This window comes from Pseudomonas asturiensis (genome assembly GCF_900143095.1).
GTDB lineage: Bacteria > Pseudomonadota > Gammaproteobacteria > Pseudomonadales > Pseudomonadaceae > Aquipseudomonas > Aquipseudomonas asturiensis.
Window position 1 is genome coordinate 192,848 of sequence record NZ_FRDA01000003.1, and the last position, 18,830, is coordinate 211,677.

Annotated in this window: 24 protein-coding genes; 11 read left to right on the plus strand and 13 right to left on the minus strand. The window is 61.6% G+C overall.

Annotation, left to right across the window (positions count from 1 at the left end):
* The 10 genes from hrpZ to BUB69_RS06575 all read left to right on the plus strand — a co-directional run bounded on the left by hrpZ (position 1) and on the right by BUB69_RS06575 (position 6,824).
* Positions 1-1,083: a type III secretion system effector HrpZ gene (hrpZ, locus tag BUB69_RS06530; protein ID WP_073163570.1), complete on the plus strand. Its 1,083-nt coding sequence runs from the start codon at positions 1-3 to the stop codon at positions 1,081-1,083.
* A 28-nt stretch (positions 1,084-1,111) separates the two neighbouring features.
* Positions 1,112-1,486, plus strand: coding sequence for a type III secretion system inner rod subunit SctI (sctI, locus tag BUB69_RS06535; RefSeq protein WP_073163572.1), 375 nt, complete (start codon positions 1,112-1,114; stop codon positions 1,484-1,486).
* 9 nt (positions 1,487-1,495) lie between these two features.
* Positions 1,496-2,302 carry a type III secretion system inner membrane ring lipoprotein SctJ gene (gene sctJ, locus BUB69_RS06540; protein WP_073163574.1) on the plus strand — a complete coding sequence of 269 codons (807 nt, stop codon included), beginning with the start codon at positions 1,496-1,498 and terminating at the stop codon, positions 2,300-2,302.
* The gene (locus BUB69_RS06545; protein ID WP_073163576.1) at positions 2,299-2,829 is read left to right on the plus strand and encodes a type III secretion protein; all 531 of its coding nucleotides are present in this window, start codon (positions 2,299-2,301) and stop codon (positions 2,827-2,829) included. The genes sctJ and BUB69_RS06545 overlap by 4 nt, the downstream gene beginning before the upstream one ends.
* A 37-nt stretch (positions 2,830-2,866) precedes the next feature.
* The gene (gene sctL / locus BUB69_RS06550) at positions 2,867-3,448 is read left to right on the plus strand and encodes a type III secretion system stator protein SctL (RefSeq protein ID WP_073163578.1); all 582 of its coding nucleotides are present in this window, start codon (positions 2,867-2,869) and stop codon (positions 3,446-3,448) included.
* A gap of 82 nt (positions 3,449-3,530) precedes the next feature.
* A complete protein-coding gene (locus BUB69_RS06555) occupies positions 3,531-3,755 on the plus strand; it encodes a type III secretion protein (protein WP_024687619.1) in 225 nt (74 codons plus the stop codon).
* The gene (locus BUB69_RS06560; RefSeq protein ID WP_073163580.1) at positions 3,742-4,173 is read left to right on the plus strand and encodes a type III secretion protein; all 432 of its coding nucleotides are present in this window, start codon (positions 3,742-3,744) and stop codon (positions 4,171-4,173) included. The genes BUB69_RS06555 and BUB69_RS06560 overlap by 14 nt, the downstream gene beginning before the upstream one ends.
* Before the next feature lies 1 nt (position 4,174).
* Positions 4,175-6,274: a type III secretion system outer membrane ring subunit SctC gene (gene sctC / locus BUB69_RS06565; protein ID WP_073163582.1), complete on the plus strand. Its 2,100-nt coding sequence runs from the start codon at positions 4,175-4,177 to the stop codon at positions 6,272-6,274.
* Entirely contained in the window at positions 6,271-6,474 is a 204-nt protein-coding gene (gene hrpT / locus BUB69_RS06570) for an HrpT family type III secretion system protein (RefSeq protein ID WP_024687616.1), read from the plus strand. Before sctC ends, hrpT begins: the two co-directional genes overlap by 4 nt.
* A gap of 2 nt (positions 6,475-6,476) precedes the next feature.
* Positions 6,477-6,824: a type III secretion protein HrpV gene (locus tag BUB69_RS06575; protein ID WP_073163584.1), complete on the plus strand. Its 348-nt coding sequence runs from the start codon at positions 6,477-6,479 to the stop codon at positions 6,822-6,824.
* Positions 6,825-7,111: 287 nt separating this feature from the next.
* Here the strand turns inward: BUB69_RS06575 and BUB69_RS06580 are convergent, their stop codons facing one another.
* The 13 genes from BUB69_RS06580 to sctW form a co-directional block, all read right to left on the minus strand.
* Positions 7,112-7,435, minus strand: coding sequence for a hypothetical protein (locus BUB69_RS06580; RefSeq protein WP_073163587.1), 324 nt, complete (start codon positions 7,433-7,435; stop codon positions 7,112-7,114).
* 62 nt (positions 7,436-7,497) lie between these two features.
* Positions 7,498-8,577, minus strand: a complete 1,080-nt coding sequence (gene sctU, locus BUB69_RS06585; RefSeq protein ID WP_073163596.1) for a type III secretion system export apparatus subunit SctU — start codon at positions 8,575-8,577, stop codon at positions 7,498-7,500.
* A complete protein-coding gene (sctT, locus tag BUB69_RS06590) occupies positions 8,574-9,368 on the minus strand; it encodes a type III secretion system export apparatus subunit SctT (protein WP_073163598.1) in 795 nt (264 codons plus the stop codon). Before sctT ends, sctU begins: the two co-directional genes overlap by 4 nt.
* The gene (sctS, locus tag BUB69_RS06595) at positions 9,369-9,635 is read right to left on the minus strand and encodes a type III secretion system export apparatus subunit SctS (RefSeq protein ID WP_024687116.1); all 267 of its coding nucleotides are present in this window, start codon (positions 9,633-9,635) and stop codon (positions 9,369-9,371) included.
* Positions 9,636-9,642: 7 nt separating this feature from the next.
* The gene (gene sctR / locus BUB69_RS06600; protein ID WP_073163601.1) at positions 9,643-10,296 is read right to left on the minus strand and encodes a type III secretion system export apparatus subunit SctR; all 654 of its coding nucleotides are present in this window, start codon (positions 10,294-10,296) and stop codon (positions 9,643-9,645) included.
* Positions 10,293-10,694, minus strand: coding sequence for a FliM/FliN family flagellar motor switch protein (locus BUB69_RS06605; RefSeq protein ID WP_073163603.1), 402 nt, complete (start codon positions 10,692-10,694; stop codon positions 10,293-10,295). Before BUB69_RS06605 ends, sctR begins: the two co-directional genes overlap by 4 nt.
* On the minus strand, positions 10,684-11,400 hold the full coding sequence (locus BUB69_RS06610; protein ID WP_073163605.1) for a type III secretion system protein: 717 nt from the start codon (positions 11,398-11,400) through the stop codon (positions 10,684-10,686). The genes BUB69_RS06605 and BUB69_RS06610 overlap by 11 nt, the downstream gene beginning before the upstream one ends.
* Positions 11,397-11,969, minus strand: a complete 573-nt coding sequence (locus tag BUB69_RS06615; protein ID WP_073163607.1) for a type III secretion system HrpP C-terminal domain-containing protein — start codon at positions 11,967-11,969, stop codon at positions 11,397-11,399. The genes BUB69_RS06610 and BUB69_RS06615 overlap by 4 nt, the downstream gene beginning before the upstream one ends.
* Before the next feature lie 6 nt (positions 11,970-11,975).
* A complete protein-coding gene (locus tag BUB69_RS06620) occupies positions 11,976-12,422 on the minus strand; it encodes a type III secretion protein (RefSeq protein ID WP_073163610.1) in 447 nt (148 codons plus the stop codon).
* Between the two features lie 2 nt (positions 12,423-12,424).
* Positions 12,425-13,774, minus strand: coding sequence for a FliI/YscN family ATPase (locus tag BUB69_RS06625; RefSeq protein ID WP_073163612.1), 1,350 nt, complete (start codon positions 13,772-13,774; stop codon positions 12,425-12,427).
* On the minus strand, positions 13,771-14,784 hold the full coding sequence (locus tag BUB69_RS06630) for an FHA domain-containing protein (RefSeq protein ID WP_073163614.1): 1,014 nt from the start codon (positions 14,782-14,784) through the stop codon (positions 13,771-13,773). The genes BUB69_RS06625 and BUB69_RS06630 overlap by 4 nt, the downstream gene beginning before the upstream one ends.
* A gap of 33 nt (positions 14,785-14,817) precedes the next feature.
* The gene (gene sctV, locus BUB69_RS06635; protein WP_073163616.1) at positions 14,818-16,917 is read right to left on the minus strand and encodes a type III secretion system export apparatus subunit SctV; all 2,100 of its coding nucleotides are present in this window, start codon (positions 16,915-16,917) and stop codon (positions 14,818-14,820) included.
* Positions 16,917-18,026, minus strand: coding sequence for a type III secretion system gatekeeper subunit SctW (sctW, locus tag BUB69_RS06640; RefSeq protein ID WP_073163618.1), 1,110 nt, complete (start codon positions 18,024-18,026; stop codon positions 16,917-16,919). The genes sctV and sctW overlap by 1 nt, the downstream gene beginning before the upstream one ends.
* A 245-nt stretch (positions 18,027-18,271) precedes the next feature.
* On the opposite strand from sctW, the gene BUB69_RS06645 reads away from it, so the two are divergent.
* The gene (locus BUB69_RS06645; RefSeq protein WP_073163621.1) at positions 18,272-18,826 is read left to right on the plus strand and encodes an RNA polymerase sigma factor; all 555 of its coding nucleotides are present in this window, start codon (positions 18,272-18,274) and stop codon (positions 18,824-18,826) included.
* Positions 18,827-18,830 lie beyond the last annotated feature (4 nt).

Consider the following 18,830-nt stretch of genomic DNA (forward strand, 5'->3'; position numbering starts at 1 on the left):
ATGCAAAGTCTCAACAGCGCCAACCCGCTTCTTCAAGCTTCGGCTTCACTTTTCACCCTGCCGCTCCAGAGCAAGGACTACAGCAGCACCACTCAGTCCAGCAAACCGCTGCAGGACGTGGTCGAGCAGCTTATCCAGGCCCTGACCAAAAACGGTCAACTGGACGAAAGCTCGCCATTGGGCAAGATGCTCGCCAAGGCGATGAGCGCCGAGGGCAAGTCCGCAGGCATCGAAGGCCTCAAGATCGCGCTCGACAAACTGATTCACGACAAGCTCGGCGATAATTTCGGCGCCTCGGCCGGTACAGGGGCGGGCGGTGGCGGTGCTGGCTCTGGCGGCGTGGGTGGTGCAGGTGGCGCAGATGCCGGTCAGTCCGACCTGATGAACCAGGTGTTGAACGGCCTTGGCAAAGCGGCACTGGATGATTTGCTGACCAAACAGACCGACGGGACCAACTTCTCCCAGGACGACATGCCGATGCTTGAACAGATCGCGCAGTTCATGGACGACAACAAGGCCGCATTTCCGACGCCGGACTCGGGTTCGTGGATGAACGAACTCAAGGAAGATAACTTCCTGGACGGTAATGAGACCGCTCAATTTCGCTCTGCGCTGGACATCATCGGTCAGCAGCTCGGCAAACAGCAGAGCGATGCCAGCGGCGTTGGTAATACAGCCGGCGGTGGCCTGGGCTCCCCGGTAACGGACGCGGCCAGTTCGCCTGATTCACTGACCGATCCTGCTGCTAATACCACCCCGAATGCTACGGGCGGCGATGGCTTGGGCCAACTGTTGGGTGAGCTGGTGGAGCGCGGCCTGCAATCGGTGCTGTCCGAAGGTGGCGGTCTGGGCACTCCCGTCGGTACTTCGCCGCAATCGGGCGCGACGCCCGCGGGCAACTCGCCGACCTCCGATCTCGGCCAACTGCTCGGTGGGCTGCTCGAACGAGGGCTGGAAGTGACGCTGCAAGGCAACGCCGGTGTCAATGGTGGCGGGGCAGATCTGCAGGCCAGTGCTGCGCAAACTGCTGCACAGATCATCAACACCCTGCTGCAAGGCGCCCAGAACCCGACGTTGTCCTGACTTGAAAACCGCCTGACGGAGAGCCCTCGTGACCATTTCCCACCTCAGTAACCTCAAAAGCGCCACGCCGGAATCTGGGCTGGATGTGCATCAGGGGCTCGTTTCCGAGCCTGTACAGGCGGATGTCGACCTGTTCAACGCGGCCATACGACCGGATAACGTGCGTCCGACCTCTCACCTGTCTGATCAGGTTGCCAACGCGCTGTCCGATCGTTTGAGCGACACCGAGAAACTGTCGCAGCAGGCGCTGCGCAAAATGAAGAAAGTCGCAGGTTCCGAAGACGGCGCAGACATCATCGAGATGGGCCGTGCGTTGTCGCAGTGTTCGTTGCAAATGGCGCTGACGACCAAGGTCGTGAGCAAGAGCGCCCAGGCGCTCGACAAGTTGACCAACCTGCAGTAGAGGTTTTCCGTGAAATGTCTGAGTGCAGGGTTGCTCCTGTTGAGCCTGCTGATGCTGGGCGGCTGCAGCGACGAAACCGAACTGTTTACCGGCTTGTCCGAGCAAGACTCCAACGAGGTGGTGGCACGTCTGGCCGATCAGCACATCGACGCGCGCAAACGCATGGAAAAAAGTGGCGTGGTGGTCACCGTCTCGACCCGGGAAATGAACCGCGCCGTGCGAGTGCTGGATGCCGCAGGCCTGCCTCGGCGTTCGCGAACCAGCCTGGGTGAAATTTTCAAGAAGGAAGGCGTGATCTCCACGCCGCTGGAAGAGCGCGCCCGCTACATCTATGCCTTGTCCCAGGAGCTTGAAGCCACCCTGTCGCAGATCGACGGGGTGATTGTGGCCAGGGTCCATGTGGTGCTGCCGGAGCGTATCGCCCCTGGCGAGCCGGTGCAGCCAGCCTCGGCGGCGGTGTTCATCAAGCATTCCGCCGCGCTCGATCCTGACAGCGTGCGCGGACGCATTCAGCAGATGGTTGCCAGCAGCATCCCCGGTATGTCCGGGCAGTCGGCCGATTCAAAGAAATTCTCGATCGTCTTCGTGCCGGCCACCGAGTTTCAGGAAACCACGCAGTGGGCGAACTTCGGGCCGTTCAAGCTGGACAGCGACAACCTGCCGTTCTGGAACCTGATGCTATGGCTGGTGCCCTTGGGATTGGTCGTAATGTTGCTGATCATTGCGCTGGGACTGCGCGGTGACTGGCGCGCCGCTGCCTTGCAACGGATCGGCATCGGTCGTCGCAGTCGCTCGACCTTGCCGGCGCGGGCATGACCGGCTCGACCGCCGAGGACCTGTGGGTCCAGTGGTGGTGCAATCCCTGGCACTGGGCACACCCGGCCTGGCAGAACAGGTTTGCACAGGCTCACGGGCTGTCGATTGACGTGTGTACGGCGCTGTTGAACAGCCGCCATGCGGTGTTTCTGCACACCATGGGGATCGAACCCAGCCAGCCGCCGCCTCCTGACGAGGCGACGCTGCGCTGGCTGTCGCTCACCCCGTCGCAGCGTGATCACGCGCTGGCGCTGGCGCAGTGCATCTGTTTTGCGCCCGGCGAACGCGATGACCCCGAGGGCCAATGGTGCCGGGCGCTGACCAAGGCCTTGCGTCCCAGCGTCTGGCTGATGCCCGAAACCGCCGACGCCCGCTCGCTGCTCGGTGCCTGGCTGGGGCCCGCGTGCTGGTCGCGATTGCGCCTGGCCTGGGCACCCGGCGAGGTCGCCGACAACCCCAGTCGGGCCCCCGACGGAAAACTCCAGACGTTGTGGCAAGCCATTCTCTGGCGCGTCACCGCAGGCTGATTTCATTCCCTTTTCTGTGCGTCACGGAGTTTGTTTTATGCTCGCCAAACGCAGTATTGCCCTGACCGACACTGCGCTGCTGCCTGAACCCATCGTGCGCCGCGAACACATTGCCGACAGCCTGCTGGCGCGAGACGTTCTGGCCAACGCGCGGCGTGAGGCTCAGCAGCTTTTGCGGCAGGCGCAGGAAGAAGGCGAGCGCCTTCAGCAGCAGGCCCTGGCCGAGTTCTGGGCCACGGCCAATGCGTTTCTCTGCGACCTGCACGTAACGCGTGACGCCTTGCAACGGCAGATGATGGACAGTGTCGAGTCGCTGTTGAACGAGGCGCTGGCGCAGTTGCTGGACGACACCACACTGGCCGAACGCGCCCGCGCTGTCGTGCGCAATCTGGCCGCCAGCCAGCTGAACGAGGCGGCGGCGACGCTCAGCGTTCACCCTGACATGGCCGAACCGGTGGCCGAGTGGCTGACCGAGAGTAGGTTTGCCGAGCACTGGCGGCTCAAGCGTGACCTCTCGATCGCCATAGGCAGTCTGCGTCTGAGTGATGCCAATGGCGCGTTCGACATCGAGTGGGCGGCGTTGCGCGACGGGTTGCTGGGCGCTGAAACGACGGCCTGACGCACGCGTTGCTTGCAGGATGGAACCGCAACGCAGGTTTGCTCCACTCAAGGTTTGAATCCTTCTGCTGGAGTACCTGAACATGATCAGTTTCAAGAGCCTGCAAAACCATCTTGATAATTCCTTGAGCCGCGCTCAGACCGATATGAACAACGCGGCCATGGACGCCTCTGAAAGCGGCTCCATCGAAGACCTGCAAGCGTTCAACGAAGCCCAGCAGCAGACCGATGTCGCCAGCATCGCCGTCAACGAAAGCCTGCGCGCCAAACACGGCATCACCAAAGCAATCATCGATGGAATTCAGTGACTTCTCCGAGATCCTCGGTCAGTGGTCGGCGCAGCGTCCGGCAACCCCTCTGGATTGCTGGATCGATGACGCCAACGCGCGCCTGGCCGTGGACGGCGATGGCGTGCGTTGCAGCATCGAGCTGCTCGATCCGTACGACGCCAGTGATCCGCAGCGCCTCGAAGCCCTGCTCGTTCAGGGCGGCGCCAGCGTGGCGTGTGCCTGCGACGGCGCGCTGGGCATCGACCCACAGACGCGCTGCGTGGTGCTGCTCAGCTGGATGCCGAATCCGTGCAGCCTTGGCGACCTGCTCAATCGTCTGGAAAGCCTGGCCAACCAGCGCGGCGCCATGCTCAGCCTGATGCACACCACTATTCGCACGACAGCGCCGGGCTCATCCGTGCGCGCGATCCTCAATCAGCGGCAACCGGGAGTGTGAAATGCGCAAGGCCTTAATGTGGTTGCCTTTACTGTTGATCGGGGTGACCTCAGCGACATGGGCGGTCACCCCCGAAGCCTGGAAACACACCGCCTACGCTTATGACGCTCGCCAGACCGAGCTGTCGGTAGCGCTGGCCGATTTCGCCAAGGAGTTCGGCATGGCGCTCGACATGGAGCCGGTGCCGGGCAAACTGGACGGGCGTATTCGCGCTCAGAACCCTCAGGAGTTTCTTGACCGTCTGGCTCAGGAGCATCATTTCCAGTGGTTCGTGTACAACGACACCCTGTACATCAGCCCGTCCAGCCAGCACACCTCGGCGCGCATCGAAGTCTCGCCCGATGCGGTCGATGACCTGCAAACGGCCCTGACCGATGTGGGGCTGCTGGACAAGCGCTTCGGCTGGGGCGCATTGCCGGACGAAGGCGTGGTGCTGGTCCGGGGCCCGGCCAAGTACGTGGAGTTCGTGCGCAGCTACAGCAAGAAGGTCGAGCCGCCCGAGAAGGCCGACAAGCAGGACGTGGTCATGCTGCCGCTCAAGTACGCCAACGCGGCTGACCGCACGATTCACTATCGCGATCAGGAACTGGTGGTGGCAGGCGTCGCCAGCATTCTTCAGGAATTGCTGGAAAGCCGTTCGCGAGGCGACGACATCAGCAGCATCAATCTACTGGGCGGGCAGGGCAAGGGCAGTCGCTCAAGTGGCGGCAGCCTGGGCTCGACAGGCCTTGCGTATAACCTGGATTCCAATGGCATCGACACCGGCGCGCTGCAACAAGGCCTGGACCGGGTGCTCAATTTCGGCAGCAAGAAATCCGGCAAGGGCAGCGGCGGCGGTCGCGCCAACATCCGTGTCAGTGCTGACGTGCGCAATAACGCCGTGTTGATTTACGACTTGCCCGAGCGCAAGGCGATGTACCAGAAACTGGTGAAGGAGCTGGATGTACCGCGCAACCTGATCGAAATCGATGCGGTCATCCTCGACATCGACCGCAACGAACTGGCGGAGCTGTCCAGCCGCTGGAATTTCAATTCAGGCAACGTCAGTGGCGGTGCCAATCTGTTTGAAGGGGGAACCAGCTCGACCCTGTTCATCCAGAACGCCAGCAAGTTTTCTGCAGAGCTGCATGCGCTGGAAGGCAATGGCTCGGCCTCGGTGATTGGTAATCCCTCGATCCTGACCCTGGAAAACCAGCCCGCCGTGATCGACTTCAGCCGTACCGAATACATCACCGCAACGTCTGAGCGGGTCGCCGACATCCAGCCCATCACTGCTGGCACCAGCCTGCAGGTGATTCCGCGTTCGCTGGATCACGACGGCAAGCCACAGGTGCAGTTGATCGTCGACATCGAGGACGGGCAGATCGACGTGTCGAGCATCAATGACGAACAGCCCAGCGTACGCAAAGGCAACGTCAGCACCCAGGCGGTGATTGCTGAACACGGTTCGCTGGTCATCGGCGGCTTCCATGGCATGGAGGCCAACGACAAGGTGCATAAAGTGCCATTGCTGGGCGACATCCCCTACATCGGCAAGCTGCTGTTTCAATCCCGTAGCCGTGAGCTGAGCCAGCGCGAGCGGCTGTTCATCCTGACCCCGCGCCTCATCGGTGATCAGGTCAACCCGGCCCGTTACGTCGTGAACGGCAACCCTCATGATGTGGATGATCAGATGAAAAAGATCAAGGAGCGTCGCGACGGTGGCGAGCTGCCGACCCGGGGTGACATCCAGAAAATCTTCACCCAGATGGCCGATGGCGTCGCACCTGCCGGCATGCGTGCTGGCGAGTCCCTGCCGTTTGAGGCGGACAGCCTGTGCGACCCTGGCGAAGGCCTGAGTCTGGATCGGCAACGGTCGCAGTGGTTCGTGCAAAAGGACTGGGGCGTGGCCGTAGTGGTTGCGCGCAACACGACCGCAAGGCCTGTACGTATCGATGAAAGCCGCTGTGGTGGTCGCTGGGTCATGGCCGTCGCCGCTTGGCCACATGCCTGGCTGCAGCCGGGAGAGGAAAGCGAGGTGTATATCGCGTTGCGTCAGCCTCAGATCTCCAAAATGGCCAAGGAAAGTCGTCCGTCGCTGCTCAGGGGAGTCGCACCATGAAAAAACGTAGCGTTGTTCTATTGTTCGTTATGTTCGCTACGCTGACCGGATGCGCGACCCACGGTTGTGCCGGTTATGCCTGCAAGCGCCCTGATTCGAACAGCCGTGAGCTGGTCATCTGGTGGCCGCCTGACATGCGTCAGGGACTGGATGAGCAAGACCGTGACCGGGACTATACCGTTGTGCAGTTAAAGGACTGAAGATGATTGAGGTAAAGGAAAAAAAGGCGTTCTACACCCAGGTCGCCGCGCAGGCGCCAGCCGTCTGGCCGGTGGCCAGCGGGGTAGCCTTTGTCAGCCGCCGCGAGCACCAGAACTGGGGCATCGCCTTGCACATCGAAGGTCGGGCATTGCGCCCCGAGCAATTGCGAGAAGCGCTGCAGCTTAGGTTTTCAGAAGCAGAGCGGTTCAATGACTACTTTCTGTTTCTGGATGTGCAGCGTGATTTTGTCGTGTGGCACGCCGTCAGCGACGCGCCGAACGCGGTCACCAATCTGGATGAGATACGACGGCATGAGTTGATCCTGGCAGGGCTTGATCATTTGGCGTAGCCCGATCAGTTCGCATTGAACACCTCACCGATAACCGCCTCATGGAGGCGGTTTTTTTGCCTTGGCAAACACGCAGCGCTTGTTCTTCAAATAGCGCCAGACCAGCTGAATCGACAGCGTTTTTTGTGGGAGGCGGCTTGCCGGCGATTTGGTTTCTCAGGCGCTACTTCAGTGACTGACTCGACGCCATCGCCGGCAAGCCGCCTCCCACGGTCGGGTGTTCTCTGCGAAAGACCTAACGGATAACCGCCTCCTGAAGGCATTTTTTTGCCTTGGCAAGCAAGCCGCTACTGCTCGTCAAACAGCACCAGACCAGCTGGATCGACACCGTTTTTTGTGGGAGGCGGCTTGCCGGCGATACGGTTTCTTGAGCGCCACTTCAGCGACTGACTCGACGCCATCGCCCGCAAGCCGCCTCCCACGGTCGGGTGTTCTCTGCGAAAGACCTCCTGGATAACCGCCTCCTGAAGGCGGTTTTTTGCCTTGGCAAGCAAGCAGCTACTGCTCGTCAAACAGCACCAGACCAGCTGAATCGACACCGTTTTTGTGGGAGGCGGCTTGCCGGCGATTCGGTTTATCAGGCGCCACTTCAGCGACTGAATCAACGCCATCGCTGGCAAGCCGCGGCCCACTCTACGAAAGACTTTACAAACAGGGAGGCTGAGCCCGGACGCTACAACTCGACTTCGATTTGAATCACTTCGTCAGTGACCTCGTCGAGCTGGCGGATCACTTTGTAGATGTGCCCGACGGCCAGGAGGGTCGGGCGGGGGATGTATTTGCCGACCTTGACGCGGTACAGCGTGCGGGCGAGCCAGATGCTCTGCACCACCGGGATCCCGGCTTTTTTGGCTCGGGCAATCAGCGCAAGGGCGTCTTCGTCCTCACCTTTGCAGTGAATCAGCGGCAAAGGTGTTTCGCCCGGTCGGTAGTACAGCGCCACCGCGTAGTGCGTGGGGTTGACCAGCAGCATGTCGGCGTCTTCCACCGGGTTGGGGGCGGCGCTGGGCTCCTGATTGAGAATCTCGTGGGCCAACTGTCTGCGATGGCCTTTGACGTGCGGGTCGCCCTCGGACTGTTTGTATTCCTTCTTGATGTCCTCATGGCTCATGCGCAGCTTCTTGGCGTGGAAGTACTTCTGCATGGCGAAGTCGATCAGGGCGATTACCAGCAGCAGCCCGAGTATCACGCGAAGAATATGCTGAAACAGCTCCACCAGTGCATGCCAGTAGGTGGTGAGATCGCTGTTGGCCAATAACACCAGCGTGCCCAGGGCGGGTTTGACCTGGCTGTAGAGCGTCGCGGCAATGGCAACCGCCTTGAGAATGCTCAACAGCAGGTTGGTGATGTTCTGCCCGGAAAACATCTGCTTGGCGTGGGAGAAGGGGTTGATCTTGTTAATGTCGAGCTTCAGCGCCTTGGGGGCGAACAGAAAGCCGATCTGCACCCAGCTGCTGAGCAGGCGCATGAGCATGGCGAGGCCGACGCTGCACAGCGTGAAACTGAGCAGCACGGCCAGACCGTCGCTTGCCACCAACTCGACCGCCGACAGAAAGGGCCGGTCGACGCCCTTGAACGACAACGCCAGCAAGGCTTCCAGCCGGTCGACACTTTCATCGGCCAGGGCCAGGGTGATTTCGCTGACGGCCATCAACACCATCAGCTTGCCCAGGTCCTGACTCTGTCCGACCTGGCCTTTTTCCCGGGCGTCGCGTATCTGCTTGGGCGTGGCCTTTTCGGTTTTTTCGCTCATGGCACCTGGACCAGAACGTTGAGCAACGACTTCAGGTCAGCCAGCTTCAAGAGCTCGCCGGTGCCCAGTTCCAGCAGCGTGGGCAGGTAGATCAGCAGAAACGCGATACCGGCCATGCTTTTGGCGGGCATGGCGAGGATCGACACGTTGAGTTGTTGGGCATAGAGACCGACGATGGCAAACGCCGCCTCGATCAACAGCAGCAGCGCGATGAAAGGCGCTGCGTACAGCATCATGTGCTGGAGCGTCTGGTTGAGCTGGCCAAGAAAGGCATCGAAGCCCTGCGCGGTCATGCCCGGCAACCAGGCGGTCGGCGGCCAGACGCTGTAGCTGTCCCAGATCACCTGGGTGATCAGTGACAGCCCGCCGCACAGCAGCACCAGCATGATCAGGGTTTCCTGAAACAACTCACCCAGCGGCGTGGCATCCGGGCCCAGACTCGGGTTTATCTGCCCGCCGCTGAGTGCGCCGCGCTGGCTGTCGAGCAGCGCGCCGACCGAGGCGAACATCCAGAACGGCGCGTACAGCAGCACGCCCAGCAGCGTACCCAGTACCGCTTCCTTGATCAGCAGGCCGGCAATCTCGAACCAGTTGTCCTGCAGGGAAGACAAGGCCCGGCTGATACCCGGTGCCGGTACCATCGCCACCACTGCCACCACGGCGTAACGCAATGGGCCTTTCAGGTACTTGAAGCAGAACGCTGGCACCAGCAGCATGCAGGGCAGCAGGCGCGCCATGGCCAGGCCCATGCCCAGCATCAGTTCGAAAGCCTCCTGGGCATTGAACGGCATCTAGTGATTGACCCCTGAGCGGGCGATCAGATCGAAGGCCATGTTGATGAACTGGATCAACTCGACGCCGATCCAGCGGCCGGTCATGGCCAGGGTCAGGCCGACAGCGGCCAGTTTGATGCCGAACGGCAGGGTCTGATCCTGAATCTGCATCAGGGCCTGCAAGAGCGAGGTGATCACCCCGACCAGTACCGCCACACCCAGCGGCGGTGCGGTGAGGATCACCACCAGAAACATGCCCTGTTTGAATAACGCCAGCGCTTCCATGACCGCCTCACATATACGAATAGAAGAGGCTGTCGAGCAGTCGGGACCAGCCCGACACCAGCACGAACAACAGCAGCTTGAGCGGCAGCGAAAGGGTCATGGGCGAGACCATTTGCATGCCCAGCGCCAGCAGCAGGTTTGAGACGATCAGGTCGATGACGATGAACGGAATGTAGATCAGAAAGCCGATCTCGAAACCGGCCTGCAATTCCGACAGCACAAAGGCCGGGATCGCCAGCAGCAGGTCATTCTTGCTCGCTTGGTCAGCCATCTCCTTCGGCCACATGCGCTGGGTGTTGTCGAGCAGATGGGCGATGACGTCAGGGTCGGTGTTGCGGGTCATGAAGCGTTGCAGCGGTTCGATCAGGTTGCCGATGCTGGCCTGCAGCTTATCGATGTTGCCCATCTCCAGCGGATGGTCATGAACCTTTTGCTGGATTTCGTGCGCCACCGGCGCCATCACGAACAGAGTCGCCGCCAACGCAATGCCATACAACGCCATGTTCGGCGGCACCTGCTGCACGCCGATGGCGTTGCGGGTGATCAGCAGCGTCATGGCGATTTTCAGGAACGCGGTGCAGACGATCAACAGAAACGGGATCAGCGACAATGCGCCCAGAAACAGCGCCAGCAGGATCGGGTTCATCCCCTCCATGATCATGAGTAAGCCGCCATCCGGGTAATCTGTAAGCCGAGTCGGCCATCGACATCCACCAGCTCGCCTTCGGCCACGACGCGGTCGCCGTGGCAAAGCGTGGCATGCCCCGGTGCAACGCCGTTGATCTCCAGGATCGTCCCGGCGTCCAGGCGGCGCAGTTCGCCGAGCGTCAGCCGAAGCTCACCACAGCGCAGGGTCAGGTCCAGCGCCAGGTCTTCGAAGCCGGCGGGCTCGGGCGGCGTCTCGGGTTCGGAGGTGACATCGGTTTTGGTTTCAGGCCACGACGGCTCGTCTCCATAACCCGTCTCATAGGCAGGCTCGTGTTCGCCAGCCTCGTCAGCCAGGCTGTGCTCATCGTCCAGGCTGTCGACATCTTCCTGGTAGAGATCCTCAGTACTCATTGTGACCGTGCTCCTCATGGCTGAGCCGCAAAAACAGGTGTTGCGCCTGGTTGTCGGCGTGCGCGGCCCACTGGCGTGCACCCAGCGCGAGGCGACCCTGACCGGTGCTGTCGAAGTCACAACGGGCGGGCAACACCACGTCGCCGGGACGCAGCGACGCCAGTTGGTTCAGCGTTAGCGACAGCTCGCCGATGATCAAAGGCGTAGTCACGGACCAGGTTTCATCCACTGGCCGCTGCCGGGCCTTCCAGGGGGCGCAACGCAGCAGCCTGAGCAGGGTTTCGGGGGTGGTGTGCAAGTGGGCATGCACCGACTCTTCGGCGAGACGGGCCTGGATCCGGCAGCCGAAAGAAGCCTGCTCCGGGCTGTCGAACAACGGCTCCAGCGGGGCCAGCAATGCGGCAATCGTTGGGCTCAGGCGCTGGTTGAAAAACTGCCAGTACCAGCCTTGTTGCTCACCGGCCAGCGTCAGCGGCGCATCGCCCAACAGGCTCAAAAGGGCTTCTGCATCACTCAGGCACAGGGCGCCTACAGCACTGTTGAGCCACACGCCGATGGCCGCCACATCTGATTCGGCAATCAGCGGCAGCAGGGTCAGTTCGCCGTGCTGCCCCTGGCTGTCGAACGCCAGGCTTTGACCGGCACCCAGTTCACGTGTGGCGCGGGCCAGCAGCGGGTCCACTTTGCGCAGATAGAGGGCGTTCATGCTTCAAGCTCTTCATGAAGGTCCAGATCGACGTCCAGCCCCATGGCCTGTGACAGCGCGTCGCGACAGGCTCCGACATGACCCTGCAACCGCTTGAGCACGTCACGGCGAGCAAAGCCCAGCTGAATGCTCCAACGGTTATCGGTCTTTTCCGCATTGACCCGCACCGTGCCCAGATTGGGCATCAAGAGGGTGAAGTTGAGTGGGCCTTCAGGCTGTTCAGGCAGGCGCTGCGCCACTTCATCGATCAGTTGGGTGGGGACCGCTTCGGTTTTCACAGGAAAGACCAGCGCACCGCCCGCAAAGCCTTGCTGATCGCGCTCTTCGCTCACTGCGGGCACCAGCAATTGGGAGAAGAACAGGCCGTCAGGGCTGATCGGGGCGTCCGCAAAGGGCTTGTTTGAGGTCGAGCGACTGGTCTGAGCGTCTCCACGGCCAATGACGGCAAGGGCCGGTCGCTTTTCACCCGAAACGGCAGGTGTTGCGGGCGCGGCAGACGGTCTCTCCATCGGCGCGGGACGTTGCGGCGCAGGCGGTGGCTTGGGCGCGGACTGGATCGGTGTGGGCATCGGCTCTTAACCTTCTTCGTTGAGGGTCTCGCTCATGCAGGCCAGTTTCTCGACTGCTCGCTGAGACGCCTTGGCTTGTCGTTGTCGCTCTTCAAGCAACGCCTGTTGTTCGGTGATCCGCAATTGCTGCTGCTGTATGTCCTGACGGATGAGTGCCAGGCGGTCGAGCATGTTTTTTTCTTTCTCGTGCCAGCGGTCGACATCGTTGAGGCTGATGGTCTTTTCCAGATGATCCTCGGACAGGCTCTCCCGCCGTTTGCGGTGGTGATCGCGAGCCAGGCTCAAAGACGCTCTGGTTGCTGATAGGTGGTCGAGCATCGATTTCAGTTCCACCTGTGCCTCGCGTTGTGCGCGCTCGGCACTGGCCTGGCGATGCTGGCGCAGGGGCGTGAGCAGACAGATCACCTGCTCGAGCGCCGCCCGTTGCGGGTCTTCTTCCAGCGTGTCGTCCATGCTTATTCCGGTAATTGCGAGGTGAGTTGCAGCAGGCCGTCGAGGGTGTCCTGCAGTGCCACGGGCTCACGCAGGTCCTGACGCAGGAAGGCATTGATGTCGTCGTTGAGGCGCACGGCGCAGTCGGTGACCGGATCTGCGCCGGCCTGGTATTCACCCAGGCGCAGGAGCATCTCCACTTGCTTGTAGGCGGCCAGCAATTGGCGCAGCCGGTTGTTGGCGCGCTGGTGATCGCGACCGCTGACGTTGCTCAAAATCCGGCTGATGCTGGCTGACACGTCGATGGCCGGGTAATGCCCGCGTTCGGCCAGTTTGCGCGACAGCACGATGTGCCCATCGAGCAAGGATCGCACTTCGTCCGCCACCGGGTCGTTCATCGAATCCTGCTCGATCAGCACGGTATAGAGCGCAGTGATCGAGCCGTCTTCACTCATCCCGGCGCGCTCCACCAGACGCGGCAGCAAGGTGTACACCGAGGGCGGCAGACCGCCACGGCCCAGAGGCTCGCCGGATGCAATACCGATTTCCCGTTGGGCTCGGGCAAAGCGGGTCAGAGAGTCGAGCAGCAACAACACTTTTTGCCCGCGAGCACGAAAGGCTTCGGCAATCGCCGTTGCGGTGAACGCTGCCCGTGCGCGCTCCATGCTGGACCGGTCGGACGTGGCGCAGACCAATACCGAACGGCTGCGCAGGGTTTCATCCAGTTCGTGGTCGAGAAATTCGCGCAGCTCACGGCCCCGTTCACCGATCAGCCCGAAGACGATCACGTCGCAATCCATGTTGCGCGCCAGTTCGGCCATCAGTGTGGTCTTGCCGCAACCGGCACCGGCAAACAGCCCGACACGCTGGCCTTCGCCCAGCAGAATGGCGCTGTCGATGGCGCGCACGCCGGTGGGCAAGGCCCGGCTGATGCGCGGGCGCTGGGTGGGCGGCAGGGCGTCGGCAATCACCGGCAACGTGGTGCGGCGATCGTTGGGGCCTGCGAAGGCCCCCAGGCAATCGCCCAGCAGTGGACGCCCGAACCCGTCGAGCACGCATCCCAGCAAGCTGTCATCCACGCCAATGCGGTGGGCCATGCCCAGCGGACGGATCGGCGCGCCGACCTGAATGCCGTCCGGTGCGCCGAGGGCGCTGAGCAAGGTGCAATCGGGCGTGAAGCCGACAATCTCGGCCAGCAGCAGACTGCCATCGGCCTTGCTCACTTCGCACAGATCACCGACCTTGGCCGCAGGCAACTTGCACTCCAGCAGAATGCCTCGCACTGCACTCACCCGGCCGCTGACGCGAACGGCGCTGTAGTTGCGCAGGCGTGTCGAGTGGACAGCCTTCCAGTGGTCCAGCGCCGCGTTCACCAGTTCACCTCGATGTGCCGGTCGCCGTCGAACTGCAGACGCTGATCCTCAATGCGCGTCAGGCGCAGGCCATTGAGTTCGTCGCCCACGTACATTCGTTTGCCGTCAGCGGTGACCAGATGGGCATGCGGTCCGGTCATGATCTGCACCACCACGAACGGCAGGGTGTCCCGGACGCTGGCCACGTTGTCGAGCACGGTCACAGGCGAGCTGTAACGGTCCTTGAACCGCTGCAGCATGCGTTGATACACCAGCAGCGCTTCGTCCTTGATATCGCCAGTGAGCATCAGCCCTTGCGGGGTGTCTTCAATCTTGATGTCGGTCAGCAGCCGGTCGCTGAGCATGGTGCTCAGTTCCCGGCGTACCGCGTCGACATTGGCCAGGCGAATCCGCGTGTCGTTAACCGGCTTCGCATTTTTACTCAACGTCTGGGGCTGTGACGGCTTTGAGGCGTTGGCCGACGCAGGTGTCGCCACCGCTGTAGCGGACGCCACGTGAGGCATTTCCTGATCCAGCGCGATGGGCGCGGTACGGGTCAGACTCCAGGCACTGCCAATGACGCCGATCAGCAGCCCGGCGATGATGCCAGTCGTGCGATTCAGCAGTTTCTGCGAACGGGATTCGACTTTTTCCAGTGGTGCTTCAGGGCGGGCAGGTTCGGCTTCAGGCGCCTGCTCGTGCTGCGCCTGCGGCGGGATGATTGCCGGAACCTGCGGCCAGGCGTCGCTGGCGGGCGAGACGCACAACCACACTGAACCGAGCATGAAGGCGGTGTTGAGCGTCAGCTCGGCGCTGCCCTGAGCGTTGCCTTCCTCGTCGCACACCGCGCCTTCTTCACCGTTCAGCACCCAGCGCTCACCCAGGCGCTGCAGGCGGCCGTGCAGGTTTTCGACACCGGCATCGTCAAGCGCCAGATCCTGTTGTTCGGCGGAGCCAATGGACCACTCTTCGCCGATCAAAGGCAGTGCGGCGCCCTGGTGCTGGCCGTTCAGTACGCGTAATTCAAACATCCGACCTTCTCCCTGTGCTCAAGCCTGGCGGGCTCAAGCGGCGTGTTCGTTATCCATGGGTTCGAGATCGTCTTCCAGGTCGAAACGACCCATGACCTTCACCTTGGCTGCGTTGCTGATCTCCGCGAAGGACATGACGGGGACGTGGTAGAACTCTTCCCTGAGCAGCGCCCGCAGCGGGCTGCGCAGGTCCTGAGCGACCAGCAGCACCGCCTGTTCCGGCGCGCGCAGGGGAAACGCCATGTGCAGTTGCTGGACCAGCATCTGGCTGACGTCATTGCTGAGGGCGAAGAAGGTTTCGGTCTGGGTCTGACGCAGCCCGTCGCGCAACAGGCCTTCGCTTTCCGGGGTCAGCAGCCAGACCAGTAACCCGTCCGGCCCGCTGTACTGGTGATAGATCTGCGACTTGAGCGCGATGCGCACGTAATCGGTCAGCACGCTGATGTCGCGCTCGTGCTGGGCGTGTTCGATCAGGGTTTCGGCGATCACCCGGATTGCGCGCAGTGGCACGCACTCGGACGCCAGGCGTTGCAGCACCGCCGACAGTCGCGTCAGGGTAAGCACGCGTTGCATCTCCTGCGCCAGCTCCGGCTGCTCGGATTCCAGCCAGCTGAGGATGGCCTTGGTTTCCTGCAGGCCGATGAACTGCGGCCCGCTGAATTGCAAGGCACGCTCCATGCGCTCGGTGATCAGGGTCATGGCACTCACGCCAGCAAGCTCGCCACGTTGCAACTCTGGCGCATCGACCGGCATCCAGACCCATTGATCTTCCTGGCGCTCGACACTGCCGGGGATGCCCGTTGGCGATTGCTCATTTGCCAGCGCCCGCGCATCGACCGCCATATGGGTCGGTGACAGAGTGGCTTTCAGCAACGGCACGTCATAGACCGTGAAGCGGAACTCGTCGGGTGGCAACTGCTCGGGGTGCTCGATGATGAATGAGGGCAGGGTCAGCCCGTATTGCACCACGAGACGGTTGCGCCGCTGACGGATTTCACTGACCAGCGCCTCGACCAGCGCCGGGTCCTGGCTGGGGTGGAACTGCAAAACGAACTGGCGGCTCGGCGAGAAGGTGCGCACGTCTTCGCGACCGTTGAGTTCGGGGGCGACGTTCGCCGCGCCTTCCTGTTCTGCCTCAGGTTTGGCGCGATGCAACTGCAACAGGCCGCCCGCGCCACAGATGATGGCGATCGTGATGAATACGCCGGTCGGCATACCCGGCAGCGCGGCAAAGCCGAGCATGGCCACGGCAGCGATGATCCAGGCTTTGGGCTGACTGGTGATCTGCTCGGCGATCTCGCGGCCGATATTGGCTTCCACGCCAGCTTCGGTGTTGGGTACGCGGGTGATGATCATGCCGCAGGTAACGGAAATCAGCAGCGCCGGGATTTGCGCGATCAGGCCGTCACCGATGGTCAGAACGGTGTACAGCTGCAGCGCGTCACCGGCGGTCATGCCATGTTGCACCACCCCGATGGAGATGCCGCCGATCATGTTGATGGCGACGATGATCAGGCTGGCGATGGCATCGCCATTGACGAACTTCATCGCCCCGTCCATGGCCCCGAACAGCTGGCTTTCCTTGTTCAGCTCGGCCCGGCGATTGCGCGCTTCGTACACGCTGATCAGGTTGGCGCGCAGGTCACTGTCGATGGACATCTGCTTGCCTGGCATCGCGTCCAGCGTGAAGCGTGCGCCGACCTCGGCGACCCGCTCGGAGCCCTTGGTGATTACCAGAAAGTTGACCACGGTCAGAATCAGGAAGATCACCAGACCCACCGCCAGGTTGCCGCCGACCACGAACTCGCCGAAGGCTTCAACGATGTGCCCGGCATCCTGATTGAGCAGAATCAGCCGCGTGGTGGAAATCGACAGCGCCAGACGAAACATGGTGGTCAGCAGCAGCACGGCCGGAAATGTCGAGAACGCCAGCGGCCTGGGCAGGTGCATCGCCAGCATGATCAGCAGGCAGGAAATACAGATGTTGACGGCGATCAGCACGTCCACCAGCCCGGTGGGCAGTGGCGTGATCATCATGAACACGATGGCAATCACGAAGAATGCCCCGACCAGCTCCGAGCGGCGCATGGCCGCCAGAGCAACGCCGTTCAGCAGGTTGATGACTTGATTCATCAGGCGAGGCTCCCGTAAAGCTGCTTCTGTTCCTGTAGAGTGAGTTCTGCCATCAGGATCAGCAGATTACCCAGCGCTGCCTGACGGCTTTTCATGTCTCGCCAGAGCAGGATGGGCAGTTGCAGCAGCATCGGGCGCAGGCCGTTGAGAAAGGCCAGTTGATGTTTGAGTTGCTTGCCGCCGATGTGCTGGGTCAATTGCAGGGTCTGGTTCACGTTCATGCCATTGGCCGTCAGGGTCAGCAGGTGCTTGAGAAAAGCAGGAGGATCGACCTTGAGGTCGGGATTCTTGTTGCGCATGCGCCCCAGCAAATGCTCGCAAGCGCGTAGCAGGGTGGTCACGTAGCGCGCGGTGGTCAGGCCGTGCATCAGGGTGCGCAGTTGTTCGTTGGGGGCCGACGGATTCAGCGCCGACAGGTCATCGGCAATCGCGCTGCGCATGTCGCGCAGATTGAGGTCGAACTGGCCGGGCTCCTCCTGTTCGCTGAGCAGCGCTTCGATCAGTCCGGTGATGTTCGGCTGGCCCGAAACGGCCACGCCATAGAGGCTGCGCAAATTCGCCCTGCGCTTTTCATCGATGTTCTGCCGTCCAAAGGCCTTGGCGGTATTGATACCGGCACGCGCGCGGGGTCCGTACTTGCGACGCAACTGTTTGAGCTGCTGGGTCAGCATTACGTGCTCGACCATTTCGCCATCGGCTTCGGCCTGCTTGCGCGCCGCCTGCAACACCACATGGGCCTTGGCGGCATCGCCTTCGGTGTAGGCCAGCACCTGCGTCAGGTCGTCGGTCGAGCTTTCTTGCTGCAGCTTCTTGCGCAGTGCCTTGGCGGCGTTATCCAGCCCTGTGTCCTGCGCGCCCATCAACAGTTGATACAGCTCGCCCAGCTTCACGGCACGCGATTGCAGGGCGTTATTGCTCGCAATCAGTTCGCGCTGGCTGAGGATCCTGCTGTGCAGCACCAGAGCCGCAGCGAAGCGCGATATCTGCTGCGACGACGTCCCCCCGCTGTGAGGCGTGGGGGCGTGAATGGGCGGCGCGACGGCAGGCGTGACAACGCGGGTCGGCGTGACCGGATGTATCGGCAGTAGAGGCGGGGCGACGATTTTCATAGGACGGTTCTGAGCCTGGTCATGTCCGCTGAGTGGGTCGCAGCTCAGGTTCGGTTCCCTGCCGGAAGTCGTCGTCGTGTTTGTGCCAAATGCTGTCGACGCAAATGTGTGTCAGCGCAAAAAATTGTATTTCAGGGAATTACAAGTTTTTTATTTTCATTTTAAAACAAAGGCTTACGTCGTTTTTTGGGGTGGCATGCTTATCGCTATAGAGGTTGCACACCATCAAAAAAAGGGTAGACCCCATGTTTCAAAATCTTGTGATTCTCGATAAGACGCAACCTCGCCAGCCCGCATCCTCGGCCGGCATTCGCCAGATGACCGATGATCAGATTCAGATGCTCAGGGCGTTTATCCAGAAGCGCGTCATGAACCCTGACGACGTCGATGACATCCTGCAATGTGTGTTTCTCGAAGCCCTGCGCAGCGAGCACAAGTTTCAACATGCCAGCAAGCCACAAACCTGGTTGTGTGGCATCGCGCTGAACCTGATCCGCAATCACTTTCGCAAGATGTATCGTCAGCCGTACCAGGAAAGCTGGGAAGACGAGGTTCACTCCGAGCTGGATGGGCATGGCGATATCGGTCATCAAGTGGACGGACATCGGCAACTGGCGCGCGTGATCCAGGCGATCAGCGGCCTGCCCTCGAACATGCAGCGGGTGCTTGAGGTGTCGCTGGAAATGGACGGCAACTATCAGGACACAGCGTCTAGCCTGGGCGTGCCGATTGGCACCGTGCGCTCGCGGCTGTCACGGGCGCGGGTGCAACTTAAACAGCAGATAGACCCGTTCGCCTGAAAGG

What these genes read in the sequence shown, in the direction of transcription:
- hrpZ (WP_073163570.1), top strand. Translation starts at nt 1, where the DNA reads ATGCAAAGTCTCAACAGCGCCAACCCGCTTCTTCAAGCTTCGGCTTCA.
- BUB69_RS06545 (WP_073163576.1), top strand. Translation starts at nt 2,299, where the DNA reads ATGACCGGCTCGACCGCCGAGGACCTGTGGGTCCAGTGGTGGTGCAAT.
- sctL (WP_073163578.1), top strand. Translation starts at nt 2,867, where the DNA reads ATGCTCGCCAAACGCAGTATTGCCCTGACCGACACTGCGCTGCTGCCT.
- BUB69_RS06555 (WP_024687619.1), top strand. Translation starts at nt 3,531, where the DNA reads ATGATCAGTTTCAAGAGCCTGCAAAACCATCTTGATAATTCCTTGAGC.
- BUB69_RS06560 (WP_073163580.1), top strand. Translation starts at nt 3,742, where the DNA reads ATGGAATTCAGTGACTTCTCCGAGATCCTCGGTCAGTGGTCGGCGCAG.
- sctC (WP_073163582.1), top strand. Translation starts at nt 4,175, where the DNA reads ATGCGCAAGGCCTTAATGTGGTTGCCTTTACTGTTGATCGGGGTGACC.
- hrpT (WP_024687616.1), top strand. Translation starts at nt 6,271, where the DNA reads ATGAAAAAACGTAGCGTTGTTCTATTGTTCGTTATGTTCGCTACGCTG.
- BUB69_RS06575 (WP_073163584.1), top strand. Translation starts at nt 6,477, where the DNA reads ATGATTGAGGTAAAGGAAAAAAAGGCGTTCTACACCCAGGTCGCCGCG.
- BUB69_RS06580 (WP_073163587.1), bottom strand. Translation starts at nt 7,435, where the DNA reads ATGGCGTTGATTCAGTCGCTGAAGTGGCGCCTGATAAACCGAATCGCC.
- sctU (WP_073163596.1), bottom strand. Translation starts at nt 8,577, where the DNA reads ATGAGCGAAAAAACCGAAAAGGCCACGCCCAAGCAGATACGCGACGCC.
- sctT (WP_073163598.1), bottom strand. Translation starts at nt 9,368, where the DNA reads ATGCCGTTCAATGCCCAGGAGGCTTTCGAACTGATGCTGGGCATGGGC.
- sctS (WP_024687116.1), bottom strand. Translation starts at nt 9,635, where the DNA reads ATGGAAGCGCTGGCGTTATTCAAACAGGGCATGTTTCTGGTGGTGATC.
- sctR (WP_073163601.1), bottom strand. Translation starts at nt 10,296, where the DNA reads ATGATCATGGAGGGGATGAACCCGATCCTGCTGGCGCTGTTTCTGGGC.
- BUB69_RS06605 (WP_073163603.1), bottom strand. Translation starts at nt 10,694, where the DNA reads ATGAGTACTGAGGATCTCTACCAGGAAGATGTCGACAGCCTGGACGAT.
- BUB69_RS06610 (WP_073163605.1), bottom strand. Translation starts at nt 11,400, where the DNA reads ATGAACGCCCTCTATCTGCGCAAAGTGGACCCGCTGCTGGCCCGCGCC.
- BUB69_RS06615 (WP_073163607.1), bottom strand. Translation starts at nt 11,969, where the DNA reads ATGCCCACACCGATCCAGTCCGCGCCCAAGCCACCGCCTGCGCCGCAA.
- BUB69_RS06620 (WP_073163610.1), bottom strand. Translation starts at nt 12,422, where the DNA reads ATGGACGACACGCTGGAAGAAGACCCGCAACGGGCGGCGCTCGAGCAG.
- BUB69_RS06630 (WP_073163614.1), bottom strand. Translation starts at nt 14,784, where the DNA reads ATGTTTGAATTACGCGTACTGAACGGCCAGCACCAGGGCGCCGCACTG.
- sctV (WP_073163616.1), bottom strand. Translation starts at nt 16,917, where the DNA reads ATGAATCAAGTCATCAACCTGCTGAACGGCGTTGCTCTGGCGGCCATG.
- sctW (WP_073163618.1), bottom strand. Translation starts at nt 18,026, where the DNA reads ATGAAAATCGTCGCCCCGCCTCTACTGCCGATACATCCGGTCACGCCG.
- BUB69_RS06645 (WP_073163621.1), top strand. Translation starts at nt 18,272, where the DNA reads ATGTTTCAAAATCTTGTGATTCTCGATAAGACGCAACCTCGCCAGCCC.